General features: G+C 61.7%; 15 protein-coding genes and 2 tRNA genes. 5 read left to right on the top strand and 12 right to left on the bottom strand.

The window, feature by feature from the left end; genetic code table 11:
- Nucleotides 1–10 precede the first annotated feature (10 nt).
- From GGR30_RS08190 to GGR30_RS08180, 3 genes are all read right to left on the bottom strand, one after another.
- Nucleotides 11–6,793: an autotransporter outer membrane beta-barrel domain-containing protein gene (locus GGR30_RS08190; RefSeq protein ID WP_183484620.1), complete on the bottom strand. Its 6,783-nt coding sequence runs from the start codon at nucleotides 6,791–6,793 to the stop codon at nucleotides 11–13.
- A 346-nt stretch (nucleotides 6,794–7,139) separates the two neighbouring features.
- Nucleotides 7,140–7,213 (bottom strand) — tRNA-Cys (locus GGR30_RS08185).
- Nucleotides 7,214–7,429: 216 nt separating this feature from the next.
- A complete protein-coding gene (locus GGR30_RS08180; RefSeq protein WP_183484617.1) occupies nucleotides 7,430–8,293 on the bottom strand; it encodes an aldo/keto reductase in 864 nt (287 codons plus the stop codon).
- A gap of 381 nt (nucleotides 8,294–8,674) precedes the next feature.
- Here GGR30_RS08180 and GGR30_RS08175 point away from each other — a divergent pair, with 381 nt between their 5' ends.
- From GGR30_RS08175 to GGR30_RS08160, 4 genes are all read left to right on the top strand, one after another.
- On the top strand, nucleotides 8,675–9,112 hold the full coding sequence (locus tag GGR30_RS08175; protein WP_183484614.1) for a YqaA family protein: 438 nt from the start codon (nucleotides 8,675–8,677) through the stop codon (nucleotides 9,110–9,112).
- A gap of 206 nt (nucleotides 9,113–9,318) precedes the next feature.
- On the top strand, nucleotides 9,319–11,253 hold the full coding sequence (locus GGR30_RS08170; RefSeq protein ID WP_183484611.1) for a mechanosensitive ion channel family protein: 1,935 nt from the start codon (nucleotides 9,319–9,321) through the stop codon (nucleotides 11,251–11,253).
- Nucleotides 11,254–11,299: 46 nt separating this feature from the next.
- Entirely contained in the window at nucleotides 11,300–11,971 is a 672-nt protein-coding gene (locus GGR30_RS08165) for a hypothetical protein (RefSeq protein WP_183484607.1), read from the top strand.
- A gap of 194 nt (nucleotides 11,972–12,165) precedes the next feature.
- A tRNA-Asn gene (locus GGR30_RS08160) sits at nucleotides 12,166–12,240 on the top strand.
- Nucleotides 12,241–12,286: 46 nt separating this feature from the next.
- On the opposite strand, the gene GGR30_RS08155 is transcribed toward GGR30_RS08160, so the two are convergent.
- Together GGR30_RS08155 and GGR30_RS08150 are read right to left on the bottom strand one after the other, a co-directional pair.
- Nucleotides 12,287–13,552: a CHAP domain-containing protein gene (locus tag GGR30_RS08155; RefSeq protein WP_183484604.1), complete on the bottom strand. Its 1,266-nt coding sequence runs from the start codon at nucleotides 13,550–13,552 to the stop codon at nucleotides 12,287–12,289.
- Nucleotides 13,553–13,637: 85 nt separating this feature from the next.
- A complete protein-coding gene (locus tag GGR30_RS08150) occupies nucleotides 13,638–14,924 on the bottom strand; it encodes a hypothetical protein (protein WP_183484601.1) in 1,287 nt (428 codons plus the stop codon).
- Between the two features lie 370 nt (nucleotides 14,925–15,294).
- Here GGR30_RS08150 and GGR30_RS08145 point away from each other — a divergent pair, with 370 nt between their 5' ends.
- On the top strand, nucleotides 15,295–15,705 hold the full coding sequence (locus tag GGR30_RS08145; RefSeq protein WP_183484597.1) for a GNAT family N-acetyltransferase: 411 nt from the start codon (nucleotides 15,295–15,297) through the stop codon (nucleotides 15,703–15,705).
- Nucleotides 15,706–15,753: 48 nt separating this feature from the next.
- On the opposite strand, the gene GGR30_RS08140 is transcribed toward GGR30_RS08145, so the two are convergent.
- From GGR30_RS08140 to murQ, 7 genes are all read right to left on the bottom strand, one after another.
- A complete protein-coding gene (locus GGR30_RS08140) occupies nucleotides 15,754–16,881 on the bottom strand; it encodes an anhydro-N-acetylmuramic acid kinase (RefSeq protein ID WP_183485049.1) in 1,128 nt (375 codons plus the stop codon).
- The gene (locus GGR30_RS08135) at nucleotides 16,881–17,894 is read right to left on the bottom strand and encodes a serine hydrolase domain-containing protein (protein WP_183484594.1); all 1,014 of its coding nucleotides are present in this window, start codon (nucleotides 17,892–17,894) and stop codon (nucleotides 16,881–16,883) included. The genes GGR30_RS08140 and GGR30_RS08135 overlap by 1 nt, the downstream gene beginning before the upstream one ends.
- Nucleotides 17,894–19,642, bottom strand: coding sequence for an ABC transporter ATP-binding protein (locus GGR30_RS08130; protein WP_183484590.1), 1,749 nt, complete (start codon nucleotides 19,640–19,642; stop codon nucleotides 17,894–17,896). The genes GGR30_RS08135 and GGR30_RS08130 overlap by 1 nt, the downstream gene beginning before the upstream one ends.
- Nucleotides 19,639–20,478 carry an ABC transporter permease gene (locus GGR30_RS08125; RefSeq protein WP_183484587.1) on the bottom strand — a complete coding sequence of 280 codons (840 nt, stop codon included), beginning with the start codon at nucleotides 20,476–20,478 and terminating at the stop codon, nucleotides 19,639–19,641. Before GGR30_RS08125 ends, GGR30_RS08130 begins: the two co-directional genes overlap by 4 nt.
- Nucleotides 20,478–21,437 carry an ABC transporter permease gene (locus tag GGR30_RS08120; protein WP_183484584.1) on the bottom strand — a complete coding sequence of 320 codons (960 nt, stop codon included), beginning with the start codon at nucleotides 21,435–21,437 and terminating at the stop codon, nucleotides 20,478–20,480. Before GGR30_RS08120 ends, GGR30_RS08125 begins: the two co-directional genes overlap by 1 nt.
- A gap of 33 nt (nucleotides 21,438–21,470) precedes the next feature.
- Nucleotides 21,471–22,994 (bottom strand): ABC transporter substrate-binding protein, encoded by a 1,524-nt coding sequence (locus GGR30_RS08115; RefSeq protein WP_183484581.1) that lies wholly within the window; start codon nucleotides 22,992–22,994, stop codon nucleotides 21,471–21,473.
- A 63-nt stretch (nucleotides 22,995–23,057) separates the two neighbouring features.
- Nucleotides 23,058–23,990: an N-acetylmuramic acid 6-phosphate etherase gene (gene murQ / locus GGR30_RS08110; RefSeq protein ID WP_183484578.1), complete on the bottom strand. Its 933-nt coding sequence runs from the start codon at nucleotides 23,988–23,990 to the stop codon at nucleotides 23,058–23,060.
- Nucleotides 23,991–24,122 lie beyond the last annotated feature (132 nt).

The following is a 24,122-nucleotide window of genomic DNA, read 5'->3' as shown; positions in this document are numbered from 1 at the left end:
CGGAAGCCGATCAGAACCGGTATCCGAACCTGATCGAGCCGGTATGCGACTGGTAGTCATCGGCAAAGGCGCCGTCATACTGGAATTTCAGCTCCATGCCCTGGCGCTTGGCGAGATCGAGACCCAGAGTGACATGGCCGACCGTGTCGGCGATCGGGGTGAAGGTCGAGAAACTGTCCATCGACGACAGGCCGGCAAAGCGCGATGTCGTCTCCCAGCTATCGGCCGTCAGGAACGAAACCCCGAGATCGCCGTAAAGCCGCGCCGGCCAGTCCTCGAGGAACGGGATCCGCGCGCCGAACTCGATCCCCGGGGTAACCCCGAAAGCCGTATCCGAATTGCCGTCGACCATCAGGTTCATCGCCCCCGCACCGGTCTCGGTATAGCTGAACTGGTGCATGTTGATGACGTCGAAATCGACCTTCGGACGCATGTAATAGTCGTCGCCGAAAGCAAATTCATAGGAAGCGCGGGCACGGGCGAAGACCATCGCCGAATCCGGCTCGCCGCGCGCGGTGGCCGAAAGCGTGTCGAGATTGATGTAGCGCTTCGAATCGCCCCAGTTGTAGCCTGCGCCGCCGACAAAGCCGAAGAGCCAGGGGCCGGCCTCCTTCTTCAGCGCCACCGCGCCGGTGAAGGATTGCTGTTCCATCTTTTCAGAACCGCTCTTGTTGCGGAACCAGCTATTCTCGTAGGTCAGGCCCGAGCCGAGGAACCAGCCATCAGCCAGCGCCGCCTGCCCGCCGAACTGCAATCCGCCGACCGATTGGGTATAGCCGGAGGAATCGCCGTGCTGGCCCTGCGTGGTCTCACCGCCGAGCGCGCGGCTCCACACGCACGACCCCTCGTCCATCATCACGCCCGTCGCCGCAAAGGCCGGGCAGGACAGCACGCTGTTGGCGGCCGCGATCGCGGCGGAGGGCGAATCGGCCAGCGGCGCCGCCGCCGTCTGCGAGGCCAGTTCCAGCAGCATGTCGTCGAACGTGTCAGGATCGGCCTGGTGGAACGCGCCAAAGGCCGCGCCGAGCGAAATCTCGTCTTCGGCGAATTTGACTTCCGTGGCGCTGCCGTCAGCGATCCTGTCCCAGGCCTGCTGCATCGCCCGCGAGACGCCGCCCGCATTTCGGCCAAGCGATACGCCGTTATCGGCAAAATGCGCATCGGCCACGGAGAAACCGTGCCAGCCCTCGGCCGATTTCGTCACATCGGTAAATTCAAAGACCAGGGAGGAGAGCGCCGTGAGCTCGGCCGTATCCATTCCCTCGGCCTTCAGGAACTCGGTGCGCGTGTTTGGCAGAAGAGCATTGGCGTTGATGTCGACGCCCCAGGTGCCGGCGAAGTCGCCTTCGATCAGAAGCGTGTCGGCCGTGCCGTTTTCCATGTCGACGTCGAGCCCGGTCAGAAGACCGCCCTTGCTCGAATTTTCGGTGCGCCAGTCGATCCGTCTGCTGCGGTCGAAATAGCTGAAGGGCGAGAAGGTCGTCGAAAGGCCGAGATCGGCAACGTCATAGGCGCTGCCCGCATCTTTCGTGCCGACGCCGACAAGGTCGCCGGTCACGCGCGTCCGGACCGTGTTCCATTGTCCGCCCGGATTAATGCTGCCGGCGTTCAGGATGCCGCCGGCATCGGCGATATGGCCGGTCACGAACGTGCCCGTGCCCTGATTGACGAACAGGCTGGAACCGGCGCGCGCCGCCGTCTGCACCACGCCATCGGCAGCCGAGGAGGCGGTTGCAAACTTGTGGTGGACAATATTCCCGGTCACCGTGCCGTGATTGTATTGCATCAGCACGGTTCGGTCGGCGCCGGAGGAATAGATCGCGCCGCCGCCATATTCACCATTGCTGGCCGCAGCTGTCGAGCCGGAGAGAACGCCGCCGCTGCCGACCGTCAACGTCATCGCCGGACCGGTTGCCTGCGACCAGAGCCCCCAGGCGGTCGGGTCGGAAACCTTGACGCTGCCGTTGATCGTGACTTCGAGATTGCCGTTCTGCGCATTGCCGGCAACCTTCGAGTCCTGCTGATTGTTGAAATTGGCGAGCGTGCCGGCATAGGTCTTGCCGTTCTGCAGGAAGATACCGCCGGAGCCGCCGACCGCCTGTGCGACAACGCCGTGGGCATATTTCCCGCTGGTGCTGACGCTGCCGTCGACCGTCACCGCGACATAGCCCGTCTGGTCGGCAATGCCGGAATTGTTGGAATAGTAATACTGGCTGTTGGTGAAAGTGCCGCCGTAGGAGCGGTAGAAAGCGTTCAGCTTCTGGGCGAGATCGGCCGAAACGCCGCCGCCGCCGGAAACAGTTTGCGCAAGAATGCCGAAGGCGCCATCGCCGGAGGTGACGATCGAGGCGTTTTCCTTGACGCTGATATTGACGGTGTGGGCACTGGATGGCGCCTGCTTCTGCACGAAGCCGGACTGGTCGAAATTGTTGGCCGCCGCCGTGAGGAAACCGCCGCCGCCGCTGATCGACTGGCCGGCAATGCCGACGGAGCGTTTGCCTGATGTATTGATCGAGCCGGAGTGGTTGACGATGACATTCTGCCCGTCGGCGTGACCGTTGTCGCTGCCGCCGCCGAAGGTGGAGCTGATGACGCCGGAAATGCTCTCGTCATTGACCGCGTTGTAGGTGCCGAGCGCGACGCCGGCAAAACCGCCGCCGCCGCCGATCGACTGGCCGAGAATGCCGTTGGCATTGTCGCCTGAGGTGGTGATCTTTGTGCCGACGATCGTCTCGACCAGCACATCGCCGCCGTTGCGCGTGCCATCGGACTGGCCCTGCGCCCCGAACTTGATCGAGACCTTGTCCATCGCATAGCCGGTCTGGATCGCATGTCCGCCGCCGCCACCGAGCGACTGGGCAATCACGCCGTTGGCGGCAAAGCCCTGGGTGTAGATATTCGCCGCATAGACCGTGACATTCCCGCCATCACCGGCCGCTCCGCCGGTTGCGCCGAAGGAGATCGTCGAAATATCGAGGTCGGCTTCCGGTCCGGAAACCGTGACGCTGTTGGCGCTGGACGACGTCGAAACCGCACCGCCGCCGCCGCCGATCGATTGCGCCAGAACGCCATGGGAGAACGAGCCATAGGTCGTCGTGGTGCCCTTCGACTGTGTCGAACCAACCTTCTCAACGCCGACATAGACACTGCCGCCGTAACCGCCCGTGCCGCCCGAGGCGCCGGTATTGGCGGAGAGCGTGACGCCGACATCGAAGGAGGGGTGCGCCTTGACCCATTCGGAGAACTTGACCTTGGTCTCCTTCTCGAACTCGAAGGCGTGGCCGATGGAACTGGTGCCGGAACCGCCCTGCCCGCCGCCGCCGCCGATCGACTGGGCAATCAGGCCGGCAGAGGAATCACCCTTGGTGAGAATGGTTCCATTGTTCCAGGCATAAACACTTCCACCATAGCCACCCTCGCCGCCGGTGGCGCCAATGCCGACCTCCAGCTTGTTGTCGGCATCGACATTGCCCGTGCCGCCGCCGCCCTTGCCGCCCCCTCCGCCGATGGAGTGAACGAGGAGGCCGACCGAGTTTGAACCATAGGTCTTGACCGCGCCGGTATCGGCAACGCCGCCATAGGCCGAGCCGCCGTCGCTGCCGCTGCCGGCATTGCCGCCGATGGAGAGCGAAAGATTGAAGGTGGAGCTGCCGAAGTAATCGATGCCGTCGGTCTCGCCGGTTCCGCCCTGGCCGCCCCCGCCGCCGATCGACTGGACCAGCATGCCGTCGGCGAAGTCGCCGCTGGTCTTGATGGTCCCGTAATTATGCGCGTAGGCCTTGCCGCCGGTCCCCGCCGCGCCGCCGGCGCCGCCGAGCGAAAAGGTCAGCGATGCGGTGACGGATTCGCCCTCGAGTTTCTTCTGAAGTTCGGCCTCGCCGTCCGTCAGCTTGGCGAAAGCGCTTTGCAGTGTCGCGGTTCCGGCCGCCGCCGTCGAATCGCCGCCCTGGCCGCCGCCGCCACCGATCGACTGCACATGCAGGCCGAGCGATCCCTTCTCGGCGGTTGTAACCGTGCTGCCCTTCTCCATGATCGCCTTGGCTTCTCCGCCATCGCCGGCGACGCCACCATCTCCGCCATGCGAGACGGACATGGAAAGCGCGAAACTGTCACCCTTCTCGTCGAAGGGCAGGCCGAAAGCGAGCGCACTTGCACTCGACGCGCCGCCGCTGCCGCCGCCACCGCCGATCGACTGCACGAGAAGCGCGGTCGCATCATAGCCGGAGGTCGAAACCGCGCCGGAATGGGTCAACTCCGCTTCTCCGCCATTGCCGCCGTCACCGCCGGTGCCGCCGGTCGCAATCGCGATGTCGAAGGTTTTGCCGGCGGAAACCGACTTGGCCGCGCCGCCCGAGCCGCCGCCGCCGCCGATGGACTGGATCACGATGCCGAGAGCATTGACGCCCGCCGTTGAAACCGTGGTTCCGGACGACGTGGTGACACTTGCCGTATCGCCATTGCCTCCGCTCCCGCCGCTGCCGCCGACGGCATCCGAAAAGCCGATACCCCAGGCCGTCGCCTTGCCCCCGGCGCCGCCGCCGCCGCCGATCGACTGCGCGATAATGCCGGCCGCGTAACTTCCGTTCGTAGTGATATTGCCGTTGGAGGTGATCGTAACCTCATTGCCATTCCCGCCATTGCCGCCATCGCCGCCGACGGCAACAAAAAGCCCGCTCTTGTTGCGGCCCGTGCCGCCGCCGCCGCCGATCGACTGGGCGACGATGCCGTGCGCATCCGCGCCGTAGGTTGTCAGCACGCCGTAGTTCTGGACCGAAGCCGTTCCGCCGTCTGAGCCATCACCACCGGACTTTCCGCTGCCGCCAATGCCGCCGATCGCGCCCGAGCCGGTATTGTCGCCGCCGCCGCCGCCGATCGATTGCGCCAGGATGGCGATGCCGCCGCCGAGGGGAACATCGCCCGAACTCTGCGTTCCGGTCTTGCCCGCTGCATATCCGCCATGGGTGGTGACAGCCGCCTTGTTGGTCACCGTGACGCCTGCCGCATACGCGCCGCTCGACGCGCCGCCGACCCGTTGCGAAGCGGAATTGGTGACAGCCGAATAATAGCTGTAGGATTGCGTGGCGATCTTGCCGCTCGACGTCAGAAGCCCGCCGCCGCCGCCGATCGACATTGCGACAATGCCGTGGGAATCGACGCCGTAGACCTCGATCGCGCCATAGTTCTTGACGGTGACCTTACCGCTCGTATTGGAGGCGATGTTGGCATCGCCCCACTGGAACCCGCCATTGCCATCCCAGACATAGATGCCGCCGCCCGCCCCGGACGAGATCGCCGCAATCCCGTGGGAGTGATCGCCCTTGGTCGTGATCGCAAAGTCGCTCTTGGCGTAAACGCTGCCGCCGGTTCCGCCCTTGCCGTTCTGCGTCGTCGATGCCGTCGAGGCGACCTGGCCCAGACCGCCAAGCGAGGTGGCCTGAATGCCGCTGGAATGCGCACCCGTCGTGGCAATCGATCCGCCGCCAGTGACCTTGGCATAGACAGCGCCCGCCGCACCGCCTTTTTTCGAAGCGTCATAATAGTTCAGGCTGGAGCCGCCATAGCTGGCCGCAACGATGCCCCCCGAATCATCTCCGGACGTCTTGATCGTGGTGCCGGATGCGCCGTAGACCGTCACGGAGGCCGTGCCGCCATTGCCGCCGTCATAACCGCCGCCCGAGCCATTCGTGTTGACCGGACCCTGCCCGCCATAGCTGACGGCCGAGACCGCGGCGCCGCTCGTGCGGTCGGTAAAGGTCCAGTCCTTGCCGATGCTTCCGGCGGCAACGGTCGAGATCGTTCCGGAAAAGGCGCTGTCGCTGGAGCCAAGCGTCACGGTCGCCTTGCCGGCGTTGCCGCCGGTTCCGCCCTCCATCTGGTTCCATGAGATATTGTTCGGGCTGTTGCCGCCATAGGAGGCTGCAAAGAGACCGCCGCCTGTCTTGGTCGAGGCAATGGAATTCACGTCGCCGGAAACCGTGATGGTCGAATCGTTGCCTGCTCCGCCCGTCAAAGCCCAGGTGGCGCCGCCGCGGCTGATGGCGACAATGCCGAACCCTTGCGCCGAGATATCGGCGGTGGTCCCGACCGTGACCGCGCCGGCATCGCCGCCATAGGTCGCATAGGCCGTGCCGCCGCTGCTGACGGCATAGATGCCGTGGCGCGCCGCGTTCTGAATGGTCGCATTGTTGGAGACGCCGACAGTGCCGCCCGCGCCGCCGGAATATTTGTCGGCGTCCTTGACCTCGCCGCGAAAGGCGTTGCTGCCCGCGGAGACGACGCCGATCGCATCCGAATGCTTCTTGGTGTAGAAATGCGTCCCGTTCGGGGCGCTGAAGGAGATCATCGAGGAGACGTCAGCCTCCGCCGAAACATCGATCGTCGCCGTGTTGGTGATCGTGATGTTCAGGCCCTGCTGCGGATTGACCGGCGGCATCGAGTAGGGATCGCCATAGTAGACATTGCTCGACTGGTACCAGGTCATCGCGCCGCCATAGGCATATTGCGGCGAGGTCACGGTCGAGGAAGACGAGATCGTGCAGGCGAAGGTCGTCGAATTGATCGCGCCGGCATTGTTCACATAGCTGTCGGTCGAGCTCGGATCGCAGACCGCCTGTGCGTAAACCCGCGTGTAGCCGCGCGAATAAAACGGCACGGGAACGCCCGCGAGCGCGCCGGCAAGCGCGGTCGAGTGAAACAGCAGCGACGAGGCGATCCAGCGTTTGCGCGCGCTCTTGCGTTCTGTCTTGTCGAACTGATGAGCACCGGCGCGTTCGCGTTGGTCTGGTTTCAGCATGAATCGTCTCCCCGGCGCATTTTCTTGCCTGCGGTTTTCCCCGCAATGGACGATCACTTTTGATGATTTCTAAACAATTAGACAGCGGTAAAATGCGTCGAGGCGGACCTTTTCTGGCCTTTTGCCTCCCTATGGCTGCCGAAATTCCGCTTATTCTTCCAATGGTTGCGCGATCTGGCTCCGGCTGGATCCGACAGGCCTGACCGCGCATCACCGCAAGGCCGAACCGGAATCAGTTCGCACAGCATGTGACAAGACCCCGCCGAGAGCGATCGGGATCGTGCGGCCAAGCCGAAAACCAGGAGACGATGATTTCAGGAAGATCAAGTCACGCCAGAAGCGGAAATGGAGGCCTCGGCCGGAATCGAACCGGCGTGCAAGGATTTGCAGTCCTCTGCGTAACCACTCCGCCACGAGGCCCCAGGCTCGCGAAAAGCAAGCGTTGGCGGGCGTTTAGAATGATTTGCAATTCGGCGCAAGGGGAATCTCCGAAAAACAGCCGCTAAATTGGCCTTCGCCAGAGCTTCCCCTGCGCTGTCGAAGAGCAAGAGGCCGGTTTGAGGGATACCCGCACGCAAAGAGGCCCGCCCCTTTGCAGGGACAGGCCTCGGCTTGCAGTGCGTTCGGGCGGGCGGCTTACATCTTGCCGCCATAGACCGGGAACATGCTGGCATCGCCGTAATCCTTGATGCGCTCGATGTTCTTCAGCGCATCCATGTCGGCGTCCGAAATCTCGAAATCGACATCGGCATTGGTGCTCATATGGTCCGGGTTCGCCGTCTTCGGTAGCGGCAGAAGGCCAAGCTGCAGGCAGTAGCGGATCGACAGCTGTGGTACCGAGACGTCGTATTTCGCCGCGATCTCGGCAATCTTCTCATTGTCGAGGATCTTGCCGTGGGCGACCGGCGAATAGGCCTCGACCAGCAGGCCCTTGCTCTTGATGTAGTCGATCAGCTCGAAGGGCGTGTTGCTGATATGGGCCAGGATCTGGTCGAGCATCGGCTTGACCTTGGCGTTTTCGAGCAGGTTGTCGAGATCGGCCTTTTCGAAGTTGGAAACGCCGATCGCGCGCAGCTTGCCGGCCTCATAGGCCTCTTCCAGCGCCCGCCAGGCTTCGAGATTGCCTTCGAAATAGCGTTCCTCGCCGGCGAAATCGCCCCAGGGCTGGGGGCTGTGGATGATCATCAGATCGATGTAATCCAGGCCGAGCTCCTTCAGCGAGCCGTCGATGGCGGCCTTGGCGTCGGCATAGTTCTTGTGGGACGCATCGAGCTTCGTCGTGACGAACAGCTCTTCACGGGCAACGCCGCTCTCGCGGATGCCCTCGCCCGTGCCGCGCTCATTGGCATAGGCCTGAGCCGTGTCGATATGACGGTAGCCGAGCTTGATCGCAGCCTTGACCGCGTCGGCAACCTTGTCATCATCGATCATCCAGGTGCCGAGACCGAGCTTCGGAATTTTGACGCCGTTCGGAAGCGTATAGGTTTCTTGCAGGATCATTGGTTCAATTCCCTTTCTCCGGCTCATGAGAGCCGCCTCAATGTTTCGGCAGGACCGGCGCGCAAGCGCTCCCTGCCCGCATCATGCGTTGGCCACGCCTGCCGGCTTTGGTCCCGACAGAGCGCGCTCATTGTTCGATGGACACCATTTAGGGCGGCATCGGCGCGGTGATAAGACCGGCGGAAACGATTGGACTTATGAATGCTGTTCATCAATTGCCCGATTATTGCTTCGATCGATCGGCTGCTTCCGGCTTGCGGCTTTCCCCCGCCGGCCATAGTAAGACCTGCAAGGACGGCCTTCTGCAGGAGCTGATGTGACCATGCCCCCGGCTGAACAAAGACGGAAATGGCGCCCATTTACCGGGCGTGGCGACCCGTCATGAGCGCGTTTCTTGCCTATGGTGGCCTGTTTTCAAGCGCGCTCATTGCCGCAACCATCCTGCCGATGCAATCGGAGGCGGCGCTCTCCGGCCTCATTCTGGCGAGCGACTATCCGGTCTGGGCGCTGGTGCTCGCCGCCTCGCTCGGCAATGTGCTCGGCTCGGTCATCAACTGGCTTCTGGGGCGCGGCATCGCGCGGTTTCGCGACCGCCGCTGGTTCCCGGTCGGCCCTCGGGCGCTGGAAAGGGCGGAAGCCTGGTACAGGCGCTACGGCAAGTGGTCGCTTCTGATGAGTTGGGCGCCGATCGTCGGCGATCCGCTGACTGTCGTTGCCGGGATCCTGCGCGAACCCTTTCCCGTCTTCCTGGCCCTGGTCACTCTTGCCAAGGTCGGGCGTTATCTGGTGCTCACGGCGGCGCTTCTCAGCCTGGTCTGACAAGAAGGGGCGCCGGAAAATCGATAAATTCACAAAGGTTCGGCTCGAATCACATTAAAAATCGGGTAGGCTTGGTCCCGGATCGGCGTTGTCGAGGTCCGGCAGAGGTCAGTTGCGCACAGGAGGCCGCGGAGAAGGTGATGCATTCAGACAATTCTTACCCGACATGGCACAACAGCTCGAAATCTTCCTTCGGGCGATGCGCAATGCTCGTCCTCGCTCTGCTTTTTGCCTCTCTTTCCGCCTTGCAGCCGGGTTCTGTCGCGCCGGCCCATGCCCAGGAGATTAGGACGCAGCCCCAAGAAGAGCAGCAAGCCACCGCCGCGGAGCTGGTCCAGGAAATCATCGATGATGCCGGAGACAATGAGGGCCTGAAGTCGCGCTACCAGCGCCTGGTGACCAATCCGATCTCGCCGCCCGACACGCGCAGCCCGCGTGCCACGCTCGAGAGTTTCCTGGTGATCATGCAGGCGGCCAACAAGTTATGGCTCGGCGTGCGCGACGAATTCTTCGCCAATGATGATTTCTTCATATCGCCCGATGACAAGGAACAGCTTGTCCTCGTCCAGTCGCTGCTTGGCAAGGCGGCGCAGACCATGGACCTCTCAGGCGTTCCCGCCGCCTCGCGCGAGCGCTTTTCCATCGAGACCGTGCTTCAGCTTCAGGAAGTCTTCGATCGCATCTACCTGCCGCCGCTCGATGACGTTCCGGGCTTTCCGGCCGGCTCGAACGCCCGGACCAACGATCTCGACGCACCCTTGCCCGACCGTTGGATCATTCCCGGCACCAGCCTGACCATCGCGCTCATGAAGGAGGGTCCGCAGTCCGGCCAGTACCTGTTCACGGCTGCGACGGTTGACGAGATCCCCGACGATTACGAAGCGCTGCAATCGCTGCCCATCATTGCCGACAAGGGCGAGGATCTTTACCAGTATTACATCTACACGCCCGGAAACCTGGTGGCGCCGCAATGGTACCAGTACGTGCTGAACGGCCCGGACTGGCTGCAAAGCACATTCGGCGGACAGGCCTACTGGCAGTGGATCGCGCTCGCGCTCACCGTCATCGTCCTCATGCTCGCGCTCGCCTTCTACACGCGCTGGAACAATCGCCGCGCCGTGCCGCTTGATCCGGCGGCCCGCCAGTCGCGCCGGCTTGCGCCGCCGATCCTGATCATCCTGGCGGCAAACCTCTTCCACTATCTGTGCGAGGAGCAGATCAACATCACCGGCGAACTCCTGCAGATGCTGACGACGGTCATAAGCGCGATCGTCTGGACGACCGCTGCCTGGCTCACCTATCAGGTTCTTCAGACCATCTATCTCTGGACGATCCGCAACCCGGCCGTCAACAATGCGAGCCTTGATGCAAGCCTGGTGCGCACCGGCTTCAGGGTCGCCTCTTTCATGGTGGCGATCGTCGTCCTCGGTTATGGTGCAACCCGGATCGGCATCCCGATCTATGGCGTCGTCGCCGGTCTCGGCGTTGGCGGTCTGGCCATTGCCCTTGCCGCCCAGCCGACGCTTGAAAACTTCATCAGCGGCCTCATCCTCTATGCCGACAGGATCGTGCGCGTCGGCGATTTCTTCCAGTTCTCCGACACCGCCGGCACCGTTGAGGAGATCGGCATCCGCTCGACCCGCATCCGCGCGCTCGACCGCACGCTGATCATTGTCGCCAATGCAGAGCTGGTGAAGCACAAGATTACCAATTACAGCCAGCGCGACGTCTTCCTGTTCCGCCACAAGGTGGGCGTCCGATATGAGACGGACAGCGAAACCCTGCACAAGGTGCGCGACGGCATTCACGCGGCCCTGGAAGCGCATGAGAGCGTCCTGGAAAGCCCGCTGCGCGTGCGGCTGGTGGAATATGGCGATTTCGCCATTCTCTTCGACATCTACGCCAACATCTCGGCGACCGACATCAATGCCTTCCTCGAGGTGCAGGAAGAGCTCCTGATCGCGATCCGCGAAGTCATTGAGGGCAATGGCGCCAGCTTCGCCTTCCCCTCCTCCACCGTCTATCTCTCCCGCGATCAACTGCCGGAACAGAAGACGGTCGACATCGTTGAGAACAAAAGTGACGAGGAACGGCCGAACGGCGCCCCCGAGGAAAAGGCCTACCCCGTCGATGAAACATAAGCACTGACCTGCCGCAGGGGCCCGGCGGGTCCTTTTCGGAGCGGTCATGGTCTGGGGTTGGATCAATGCGAATTCGGGGGCGCTCAGCGCCATCGCGAGCTTGTTTACGCTCGTCATCTGGGCGATCTATCTGCAGCTTATCTTCAGCGGCTTTCGCGAAGGCCGGCGTGCCAAGATCCTGATCAATCGCGGCGCGGGGCCGACCCTCGACGGTCACTGCCTCGTCGCCAATATGAGCGCGAAGCCGATCTATATCGACGCGGTCCTGCTCGACTTCACCTTGAAGGATGAGAATGGGGACAGGGATCTCCGCTATTCGCTCTCCAACCTCAACTTCGATGAGGACAGCACGCCCGACCCGCGCAAACGCTGGTTTCAGGGACCGCTCGATTCCGGCGAACATCTCGACCTCGGCTCGTTCAAGACGCTGATCGGCAAGATGTCGCCGAAAGGATTTGATGATTTCGAGAACATCGCGGACGTCAAGCTGACTGTGGTCGCGACCTACACCTCGGAGGATCAGCCGGTGGCCGCAGAACGCAGCTTCGACATCATCCGCACGGATGGCGACCTGCTGCTTTCGCCGCGCTCCTATTCGGCCAACCAGATCCGCTCCCGCAGCGCCAGAAAGCGCATCGAAAGCGAGATGCGCCGGTTGCACAATTCCGAGCGCGGCGATGACAACGAAACCAGCGATGGCGTCCAGCGCCGCAAGTGAGCCGGCGCGGAAGGCTGCCCGGGGTCGCCGCTGCGGTCCGCAACGGCCGGCTGGACCGGAGCCGAAATAGCCTCTTTTCGGGCTTTCGCGCAAAACCGGAAGACAATGAGATTTTTTTGCAAAAAGGGCTTGGCAAATCGCCTGCGCATTTGTATTAACCCGCTCACACCGCAGCGCCCAAGCGGCGCGGATATTCCCTGGTAGCTCAGCGGTAGAGCACTCGACTGTTAATCGATAGGTCGTCGGTTCGAATCCGACCCGGGGAGCCACTTCTTCTTTTTCCTCTTGTGGCCTGTATCATCGGATTATTTTCGCTCAACGATCTTTTGGTTTGGGCCAACGATAGCCCAGCATGTCCGCTGCGGGATAGACCTTCAGGCAAACTCTGTCCACGCCACCTCCTTCTGAAGGCGACTGGTTTCCGCCCAGCAGAGTGATCTCGCTCCCGTCATCGGAAACTGCGTCCACGAAACCGACATGCCCGGTATATCGCGGATCATGGGACTTCTTGACCGCGATCGCACCTTTTTGCGGGCCGACCGCCTCGGGCAGCATCAACCAAGCCTTCGCCTGGCTGGCCGGCTTCGGAGTATCGGCCGCCTCGGCGGCCTTATCGTCACCGCAATTCTTCAGACACCAATGGACAAATGCCGCGCACCACGGGGTGGTATATGGCTCATTCGCTCCAAACCCGACGCTTTCCAGATATGCAGCAATGCTGTCATTGAGGTTCGGATTCGTATCGGAGTCCCGGCTCGGCGCCTCGCTTACTCCCTTAGCCATCTCTGCCTCCGCTGTCGCCAGCCAGGGCGCGTCGCGGCCGTCGGCGACGATGGGGTACCAATCGGGGGCATTCTGCAGAAGCGAGCGATTCTGCCCGTAAGCGACCGATAGCCTTCGATAGACTTCATCGAGGACCTGATCCACACTGCGCGGCGCGCCGCCAGACAAGAAGACACTCTCGTTTCCGCTGATCATAGCCTGGGCATCGTGCCCTCTTTCCGTCAGAACATCCGCGATGCTCCGCGTCCGACCCGCGCCGAGAACATCCTGCGCGGCCGGCATGCCGAGAAAGTGGTAGAGATAGAGTTCGCTGATCGTCGGCAGCACGCCGAACTTTTTCTCATGCGCGTTGATCGCCTCGTCGACGGTATAGGCTGCGAGTATCGCCTGCTGCCCGGGATCGCCAATTCCGGTGTAGGTGACGAATACTTCATGTGAATGCTGGTCGACATAGGCCTTCCAGGTCTTCGGCATGAACTGAAAGGGACCGATGGCGCCTGTGCCTTCATACGCGCCGCCAGTTATTGTGCTTGAAGTGTCATTCCAGTGCGTTCCGGACTCAACGCGCGCCAAAGCCAGGAGATATTGAAGGTCAATCAGTCTATCCGCACAGGCATGTGCGCAAACATTCACAAACTTGTCGTATTTGATATCTTCCCAATGAAGCTTCACCAACTCGATCGCTGCTGCAGGAAGGTAACCTTTCACTGTTTTGCCGCTGCGAAACACAACTTTCACGTTCATCCAGCCGGTAACACCGCTTTCAGTGACATCGATCAGATTATCTTTTGGCCCCAACACAACTACACTATTAAAGAGTCGTACTGGATCGGACCCCAACTTTGGCCTACTATATAACCTAGTTATCAAATTTGTTCGCCAATTATTCACCAGCACCCTCCTCATATTCTACGTTCTCAACTAGAAAATCTTCTATATTTTTTTCGTAAATATCAGTTGGTGAAGATATATTCATACCTATTTTCTTTATTTCAATAATCGACTTCCTGTTTAAATCATTTAATCCGATCCCGGAAATAAATTCTTCCTTAATAGGGATCGTGTATGTCTCTGGTTTTTGATTAATAAAATTCCATATTATCATCTTTGATTGTAAAATTTGACTTGAAGAAGAATAAACAGAAAAATTTTCGTAGGCGCTCTTTGCGCCATTCTCGCTGCAGTAACTGCCCTGGCTGCCAACGTAAGCGAGAGTGCCCTTATCAAGATCTTCAGTGGGCTCTATTCCAAGGAGAGGCTGGATGGATCCAAGTGCATGCCGCGTCTCACCTCCCATTTCTCCGTCTACTTTTACGCAAAGCTTTTTCTGGAGATCTTTCAAGCGACCCCGACTGATCTTGATATCCCGTCCATCCTCAAGCCCCGGCGCCAGAGCACTTTCCGGCGACGGCGAAGGCCGGATAACGGGGGCATCCGGCTTGGGCGCAACCCCAATCGCCTCGGGAACGGGTTGGGCAGACTGGGTGCGCCCCACAAAAGGTTCGCCCGTGCCAGTCGTGACTGCCTGGAACTGAGTTCCCTGAAGCGTCGCCTTGACCTGCGCCTCGATGGAGACGGGCAGGCAAATGTTGAGATAGCCTTTCACGGCTTCCATGGCCGCGTTGGACGATTGATAGTTGGCGCGCTGCCTGGCAACGCCAATGCGATAGGCCCCAGCCTGACCGCGCACCAGAGACTGGATATCAGAAGGGTCCATGGCAAAAAGAAGCGCCGATGTCGCGTTGTTGTTGACCGATTGCGCCAGGCCGAAAGCATCCGCCGTTATCGCAATCGCCTTGGCACCCGCGTCGACCAGGGCCAGGATATTTCCGGCGGAAAGTCCGAAAGCGGTAATCTGACTGCTGGTGGCATCGCGGTTCTTCCGGATTCGATACAACGCGGCTAGATACTCGTTGCATTGCTCGTCCACATAACCAAAGCCTGCACGCGCGACTTCATACCAATCAACGGCGTTTGCGGTTTCACTATAGCCGGCCCGGGCTATCAACTGGGCCAGAACTCTCTGGTAATTTTCAGTGGAATTCTTGACTGCGCCAGCCTGCAACACCGGCGACGGGCCGCGTGCTGCTGAAAAATCACCGCCCGCAATACAGCCGGTGCACAGCGCCAGAACGGAAGAACAGCATAAAACGGTAGAAATAATCTTCACAGCCGCACCTGATCAATTTGTTCTTAATTTATTCTTGCATGACTCGATCTAATACAGAACACATGAAGCCAATAAAATCACGATATGTGGATAAGTTCATATAGACTAATTTATTCAGAACCTTATCAACCTCCGGTCGCCATATTTATTCAAACGAACAATTCGATTTTATTCTATAAGTAAGACGCAAAGACGAATCACCGCCTTCAGCCAGACCAAGGTCGCGGATGACGACAGGAAGAGTATTGTTGTCACGCCGTTGCACTGGGCAAACGGCCTTTTCACAATCATAGCGATAAATATTAAGTATCAGTGCCCGAGATACGATATGTCGGGCGGGTAGAATCGAACGAGACGGAACAGACAGATCATGATGGAAATCTCCAGCGCGCCCGACCCGGCCGACATCGCCCGGGTTGACGAAAACCTGTCCGATTTCAACGATGAAGATGTGGGGCCGGCGGGGCGGACGCCGCTTTCCGTTTTCGAACGGGACGAGGACGGGCAAGTGATTGCCGGCATCAATGCGCTGACCGCCTGGGGCTGGCTTTATGTCCAGCGGCTGTGGGTGGGCGAGGATGCGCGTGGAAAGGGCCTGGCAGGCGCGATGCTGGGCGCGGCGGAAGAAGAAGCGCTGAAGCGGGGCTGCCACAGCGCCTTTATCGACACCTTCAATCCGGTCGCGCTCAGGACCTATCAAAGGTGCGGCTACAAGGAATTCGGCCGGATGGAGAATTTTGTTGCCGGCCGCGACCGGGTGTTTCTGCAAAAGACATTGTAGCGCGCGTTCCGCGACAGGCGGAAACGGCAATCTGCCTCGCTGAAGCCCTCACCCGGCAATTCGCCCGCCGGTCATCGGTTCGGGCACGCCGGTGGTTGCCGGGAAGGAGAAGGGCAGACCGCGCAGCGCCCTGACGGCCAGGAACGCGAAGCATTCGGCTTCGATCGCGTCGCCGCGCCAGCCGACGGCTTCGGCCGGCACGGCCTCGACGCCGGCGCGGGTCTCAAGCATTGCCATGATCGCCGGGTTGCGCCTGCCGCCGCCGCAGACGACGAGACGTTCCGGGCGAACGGGCAGAAGATCGAGCGCCTTGCCGACGGCGGCGGCGGTAAAGGCCGTCAGCGTCGCAGCGCCGGTTGCGGGGTCCAGCCCCTCGGCCATGGCTGAGGAGAAGTCGAAACGGTCCAGCGACTTAGGATAGGGCGCAGAAAGATAGGGATGTTCGAGCAGTTTCGACAGCCGCGCCTCGTCCACCGTGCCCGAAAGCGCAAGCGCACCGTCACGGTCCATTTCGCCAAGGCCGTTTTCCTTCATGAAATCATTGAGCGGCGCGTTGGCGGGTCCCGTATCGAAGGCGATCAGCCTCTCGGCCCCATCCCACCAGGTGACATTGGCAACGCCGCCGAGATTGAGCACCGCCGTCTTGCCCGATGTATCGAGGCTTCTCAGCAGCGCCTGATGATAGCCGGCCGAAAGCGGCGCGCCCTGCCCGCCGGCCCGCACATCGGCCGTGCGGAAATCATAGGCCACCTTGCAATCGAGGATCCGGCTCATCAGCGCGCCGTCGCCCAGCTGGCGGGTATCGCCGAAGCGGGTCGCGGTGGGCGCGCGGTGCAGAACGGACTGGCCGTGAAAGCCGACAATGCCGATATCGGCCATGCTCATGCCCTCGGCCTCGGCCAGCGTCCGCACCGCATCGGATTGCGCCCGCGTCAGCACCTTCTCGGCCTCGGCGAATATCTTCGGCTCGGGCCCCTCGAAATTCCATTTGCGCGCTTCGGCGAGCGTCTCTTCCAGAAGGTCGCGCGTTGCCCGCGGATAGGGCGCCAAAGTGTAGGCCCCGAAGTCCTCGACAGTCACGCCGTCGGTTTTCAAGAGCGCTACATCGATATTGCCGTCAAGCACGGTTCCGGTCATCAGACCGACGGCCCAGACGGGTTTGAAATCCTGCACCATCATTCCGCTCCGTTGATGAGATCGCTGACACGACGCCTGAGCGCCATGATGCCGCTATCCGTATGGCGGCTCGGATGCACCCGGTTGGTCAGGAGCGTCCACGCATGGCCGCGCTCGAAATCGACGCAGAGCGACGTGCCGGTGAAGCCGGTATGGCCAACCGTGGCATCCGAGCACAGCGCGCCGCCATGCCAGTTTTCATAGGGTCGCTCCCAGCCATGGGTGCGGCGCTCCGAAAGCGGTTCACGCATCAGCTTTACGGCTGGATCACCGGCGGCATCGCGCTTCAGCAGGCCGGCCGCGTGATCAAGCACGGCATCCACCGTGCCGAACAGACCGGCATGACCGGAGCCCTGAAGCGCATAGCAATTCTCGTCATGCACCTCGCCGCAGATCACCCGGCCGCGCCAGGTGCAGCGCTCGGTGGCCGCCGTTTTGTCCGGATCGGCGGAGAAGGCAAAGCCCGCGCCCGGATCAAGTTCGCGGATGGTCTTGCCGGAGATACGCTCGAGCGCGATGCCGAGGAGAATGAAATTGATGTCGGAATAGACGGGCGTTTCGACCCGTTTCCATTCGCGCTGCAGCACGAAGGCGCGCAACCGGCCGGGATCGCCGCCATAGGTATAGATCGGCTCGACCGCCGGAAACGGCGTCTGGTGGCCAAGGCATTGGCGGAACGTCACCTGCCGTTCCCAGCAGTTCGGATCATATTGCCGGAAATCGGGAATGACGGCGGTCAGCGGGTCATCAAGGTCGATTGCCCCCTCCAGAGCCAGCGCCAGAATGCGCTCCGTGGTGAAAATCACCTTGGTCAGCGAGGCCAGGTCGAACCATGTTTCAGTCGTCATCGGCCGCGTTTCCGGGTCCAGCGCCGCCGCGCCGCAGGCCTGCGTCAGCCGCCTGCCCTCGCCATCCACGCATCCGAGTACGCCGCCGGGAATGCGCCCTTCGTCAACCGACGCCTTCAGCGCGGCAAAGGCCTTGTCGAAGCGCTCTGAAAAATCCGTCGCCATCACGCCTCTTCCCTCCGCGCCATATGGTCGGCGCCAAAACTCTGCCACTCGGGCTTCGGCGGCTCAAAGCCTGCCGGGCGCACCAGCGAGGGCACTTCGGTGGTATCAAGCCGATACTCCTGTCGCCGCCGGTCGATGCTCGGCACGGCGGAAATCAGCCGTTTGGTATAGGCATGTTTCGGCGCGGAGAGCACAGAGGCGGCATCGCCGATCTCGACAATCTGCCCGGCATAGACCACGGCGATGCGATGAGCGATGCGCTCGACCACGGCCATGTCGTGGGTGACGAACAGATAGGAAAGGTTCATCTCGCGCTGCAGCTCGGTCAGGAGGTCCAGAACCATGGCCTGCACCGAGACATCGAGCGCGGAAACCGCCTCGTCCAGCACCACGACGGAAGGCTTCAGCATCAGCGCGCGGGCGATGCAGAGGCGCTGGCGCTGGCCGCCGGAAAATTCATGCGGGTAGCGGGTGAGCGCGTTTTCGGGCAGACCGACGCGTTCCAGCAGTTCGGCCATGCGGGCGCGGGTCTGAGCGTTCAGCCGCCCGCCCGTGGCAATCACCGGTTCGGCCAGAATGCTGTCGATACGCAGGCGCGGATTGAGCGAGGCGTAGGGGTTCTGGAACACCATCTGGATCGGGTCGCCATGGGCGGCAATGCTTGCCCCCTCGCCCAGATGAAACGTGCCGCGCGTCGGCTGCGTCAGCCCCATGATGGCGCGCGCCGTGGTCGATTTGCCCGAACCGCTCTCGCCGACAATGCCGAGCGTCTCGCCGGGCATCAGGTCGAAATCGATGCCGTCAACCGCATGCACGGCACCGCTCTGGCGGCGGAAAAAGCCGGAGGTGACGGGAAACCGCACGGTCAGGTCCTCGACGGTGAGCGCTGGCCTGGCGTTTTCCGCTGCCATCCGGGAGTAATCGGTGCGAGCGGACCGACCGTCATCAAAATGCGGAACGGCCTTCAGCAGATGCTGCGTATAGGGATGCCGCGGATTGTCGAGCACGTCATCGGTCGGCCCCTGCTCCACGGCCTCGCCCTGCTGCATCACCATCACCTTGTCGGCGATGCCGGCAACGAGACCGATATCATGGGTGATGAAGATCAGCCCCATCTCGCTTTCGCGCTTCAGTTCGGACAGCAGTGCCAGGATCTGCGCCTGCACGGTCACATCCAGCGCGGTGGTCGGCTCGTCGGCGATCAGCAGGCGCGGATTGCAGGAGAGCGCGGTGGCGATCATCACGCGCTGCAGCATGCCGCCGGAAAGCTGGTGCGGATGGTATTTCAGCCGCCGTTCCGCATCGGGAATGCGCACGCGTTTCAGGGCGTCGACAGCGGCCTTCATTGCCTGTTTGCCGGTCAGGCCGTGATGCAGGCGAAAGCTCTCGGCGATCTGCTCGCCGATGGTGTGCACCGGATTGAGCGAGGTCATCGGCTCCTGGAAGATCATGCCGATCTCGCGGCCGCGGATTTTCGCCAGCTGCCTTTCGGGCGTCGCGGCAAGATCGGCGACATCGCCGGAGCCGAGCGCGAATTCGATTCTCCCGCCGGTGATCTTGCCGCCGCCGAAATCGACAAGCCGGTTGACGGAAAGCGCGGTGACGGATTTGCCCGAGCCGCTTTCGCCGACGATCGCCAGCGTCTCGCCCGCATCGAGCGTGAAATCGATGCCGTGAACGACCTCGTTTTTCACCGGGTCCTTGCCAAAGCCCACATGCAGATCCGTGACGGAAAGAAGATGGCTCATGCCTCGGCCCTCCTTGAACGCGGGTCAAGAATATCGCGCAGGGCATCACCCAGAAGATTGAAGCCCAGAATGCCGATCATGATGGCAAAGGCAGGAAACACCAGCAGCCAGGGCGCCATTTCCATCAGGTTGCGCGCTTCGCTCAGCATCAGCCCGAGGGAGGCTTTCGGCGGCTGGGTGCCGAGACCGAGGAAGGAGAGCCCGGCCTCCGTCAAAAGCGCCCAGGCGAGCGCCAGCGTCACCTGTACCGTCAGCGGCGCGACCAGATTGAGCAGCATGTGACGCGAGAGGATATAGCGGCGCGAGGAGCCGAAGGTGCGCGCGGCATCGACGAATTCGCGGGTCTTCAGCGACAACGCCGGGCCGCGCACCACGCGGGTGAAGATCGGCGTGTAGACAAAGGCGATCGCCATCACGCTCGTCCATGTGCCGGGACCGAGGATGGTGATGATCAGCAGTGCCAGCAGGATCGCCGGAAAGGCCAGCAGCACATCCATCAGCCGCATGATCGTGCCGTCCCAATAGGTGCCGAACCAGGCAGCAGTCAGACCCAGCACGATGCCGGCGACGGTCGCCAGCGCCACGGAGGCGAAGGAGACGATGAAGGATTGGGCGATGCCGATCATCAGTCGGCTTGCGACATCGCGACCGAGAAGATCGGTCCCCATCCAGTAGGTCGCGTTCGGGGCGTGCAGCCGGTCGATGCGGAACTGCATCAGCGGATCATGCGGTGTCAGCCCGACGAGACCGAGGATCGCGATGATGATGTAGAGCGCGACAATGGTGCCGCCGATGCGGCCGCTCGGATGGGCGAAGATGGAGCGCAGGAGCTGCATTACTTGCCTCCCAGCCGGATACGCGGGTCGAGCGCGGCATAGGCGAGATCGACCAGCAGGTTCACGATCATGAAATTGAAGGCGATGAACAGCACGCTGCCCTGCACCAGAGCATAGTCGCGCTGCAGGATCGCCTCCAGCACGGTGCGGCCGAGGCCCGGCAACGCAAAGACCTGCTCGACGATGACCGCGCCGCCCAGAAGATAACCGAACTCGACGCCCGAGACGGTGACAACCGGGATCAGCGCGTTCGGCAGGGCATGGTGCCAGATCACCGAACGGGCCGGCACGCCCTTGGCGCGGGCCGTGCGGATGTAATCATCGGAGAGAATATCGAGCATCGCCGAGCGTGAAATGCGGGTGACGGCGGCGGCGAAGGCAAAGCCAAGCGTCAGCGCCGGAAGGATCATCTGCGCGAGGTTTTTCAGCGGGTCTTGCCAGAGCGGCGTGAACGTGCCCATGGCGGGCAGAACGCCGAACCAGACGGACAGCGCATAGATCGCCAGCAGCGCGACGACGAAACTCGGCGTCGATTGGCCAACCATCGCGACGATGCGGACGATGAGATCGGACGGCTTTTCCGCATGGGTGGCGGCGTAGATGCCGGCGGGAAGGCCGACGGCAAGCGCGACGACCATGGAAAGGAGCGCCAGTTCCAGCGTCAGCGGAAAGACGCGCAGGATGACCTCCATCACCGGGCGGCCATAGGTGACCGAAATGCCGAGATCTCCGTGCAGCACGCCGCCCAGCCAGTGCCAGTATTGGCCGAACCAGCTCTGGTCCATGCCGAAATAGGCCTCAAGCGCTGCCCGCTGCGCCGGTGTCAGCAGACCGGCTTCGGTTCCCAGCATCGCCGTGATGGCATCGCCGGGAACCAGTCTGATGGAGACGAAGACGAGGACGGATACCCCGAGCATGACCACAGGAAAGGTCACCAGTCGCCGGGTCAGGTAGTTCATGTTGTATGCGCCTCTCGTCTTCTCTGTTTCGGCTTATTCGCTGACGGTGACAGCGGAAAGTCCGAAGAGCGAGCCCGTCGGGTTGGCCTCGAAGCCGCTTACCTTGTCGTTTGCCGCCGTGTAGCTGTAGCCGGTGTAAAGCCAGATCCAGGGCGAGACCTCGGTGATGTGCTTGGAGAACTCGGCAAAGATTTCCTTGCGCTTCGCCGGATCAGTCTCGACGCGGCCTTCCTGCATCAGGCTGTCGAGGGTCTCGTCACCGTAATGGGCGACATGGGCGAGATTGCCCTCCTTGGTCCAGTAGCGGTTATACATGGTGTAGGGGTCGGTGCGGCCGCCGTTCAGCGCCACGGCCATGTCGAAATCGCCCTTCAGCCAGCGGTCGATATAGACGTTCAGCTCCATCATCTCGATTTCGAGGTCGATGCCGATTTCGGCAAGCTGCGACTGGATCACCTGCGCTTCGGCTGCCGCTGTCGGCGGTTCGCCGGTCGCTGCCATCACCTTGGCGGAAAAGCCGTCTTCATAACCGGCATCGGCCATCAGCGCCTTGGCCTTGTCGAGATCGGGCGTGTAGCAGAAGAGGTCGGATGGATCGGTGGCATAGGCCGGCATGGTCAGCGGCCCGGTCACCTTGCCCTCGCCCAGGAGCGCGGCGTCGAGCACGTCCTGACGGTCGATGGCGCAGGAGATGGCCTGGCGGACCTTTTCTTCCTTCATCGCGCCTTCTTCGGCGTTCAACTGCAGAACGTGGTAGTTCAGCACCGGCTCGCGTGTCAGCGTCAGGCCCGCATTGTTCGGTACCAGGGTTGCGACCAGCGGATCGTTGATCAGCGCGAAATCGACCTGATTGGTACGCAGCGCCGCGAGGATCGCGGTTTCGTCGGGAAGGACCGAAATATTAATGCCGTCGACGCCGACATCGCCGCCGGCCCAGTTTTCATTGACGCTCAGCACTTCGCGGGAATTGGGCTCCCAGCTGTCGAGAACGAAAGGCCCGGAGCCGAGCGTTTCCGTGCCGATCGTACCGGCCTCGATGGCGCTTGCCGGGATGATCGCGGCATTGATCGACGACATCGCGGTCAGAAGCGGCACATCCGGCTGTGACAGATTGAAGACGACAGTTTCATCGTCCGGCGTGTCGATGCTTTCGATGGAAAGGAAGTTCGCGCGGGCCGAGGCACCGGTTTCCTCATTCAGGATCCGTTCGAAGGATGCTTTCACATCCGCCGGCATCACCTTGTCGCCATTGGAGAATTTCGCATCAGGATTGAGCTTGAAGGTCAACGTCTGACCGTCCTCGGAAAATTCCCAGGACGTGGCGATGGCCGGCGCGATGTTGAGTTCCGTATCGGTGCGCACCAGCGGCTCGTAAACGAGTTCCAGCAGGCGCAGCGACGAAAAGGCCGTCTGCTTGTGCGGATCGAGACCGGTCGCGTCCTGCGACCAGGCCATGTTCAGTGTTGCGGCGGCTGCCGGAACGGCCGCGCCTGCCATGCCGAGCGCTGCGGCAACGGCAACGGCGGAAACCAGATTATTGAAACGGGGTCTGCCCATGATCATTTCCCTCGAGATTATTGAGCGTTGCCGATGCGGCCTCCTGCCGACACCGGAGAGACTTCAGCTATCGCGGCTTTTCGCCGTCTTCTGATTGATCGCCTTGCGCAGGAAACCGCCTGTCTCGTCCAGGAGATCGCGGCCTTCCTGCAGTTCCATGTCCGTCAGCGCCAGGAGGATGGCGAGCTTGACGTCGTTGTTCGTCTTTTCGAGCAATGCTTCGGCGGTTTCGGCCGCAACGTCCGATGCCTCCATGACGATCCGCACGGCACGCGCGTAAAGCTTGGCATTGGAGACGGTCACATCGACCATCAGGTTCTGATAGACCTTGCCGATGCGGACCATGCTGGCGGTGCTCAGCATATTGAGAACGAGCTTCTGCGCCGTGCCGGATTTCAGCCGGGTGGAACCCGCCAGCACTTCCGGGCCGACGACCGGCGCAATCGAGATATCCGCGATTTCCGCGATTGCCGAAGCGGGATTGCAGGAGAGCGCCACCGTCGTCGCCCCCCTCTCCCGCGCGTAGTTCAAGGCGCCGATGACATAGGGGGTACGGCCGCTGACGGCGATGCCGACGACGACATCCTGCGCTGTGAGATCAATGGCTTGCAGGTCGGCGGCGCCAAGCGCGGGATTATCCTCTGCGCCTTCGACAGCCGTGGTCAGCGCCTTCTCGCCGCCGGCGATCAGACCGACGACCATGCCGGGGGGCACGGAAAAGGTTGGCGGGCACTCCGACGCATCGAGAACGCCGAGACGACCGCTCGTACCCGCGCCGATATAGACGAGCCGCCCACCTGCATTGAACGCCTCGACGATGCGATCGACGGCGTACGCAATGGCATCCGCCTCGCGGCCGACCGCGATTGCGACCTCGCCGTCCTCGGCATTGATCTTTTCGATGATTTCGCGCGTAGACAGCAGGTCGAGGTCAAGCGTGCGCGGATTGCGCCCCTCGGACACCAGTTTCTCCAGCTCGCCGGCCAGCAAATTCATGAATGCATTCCCCTGTTCGGCAGGCGGTGCGTATTGTTGTTGTTCGTCACCGCGCCCTGACAGGAACGCTATAATCATAAATTCCATTTGTCAAATTCGTTTCAGAATAAATTATTCCAACATTGATAGCGG

Source organism: Martelella radicis (genome assembly GCF_014196625.1).
GTDB classification, from domain to species: domain Bacteria; phylum Pseudomonadota; class Alphaproteobacteria; order Rhizobiales; family Rhizobiaceae; genus Martelella; species Martelella radicis.
The sequence above is the reverse complement of the archived record's forward strand: the minus strand, read 5'-3'. Positions and strand labels throughout refer to the sequence as shown.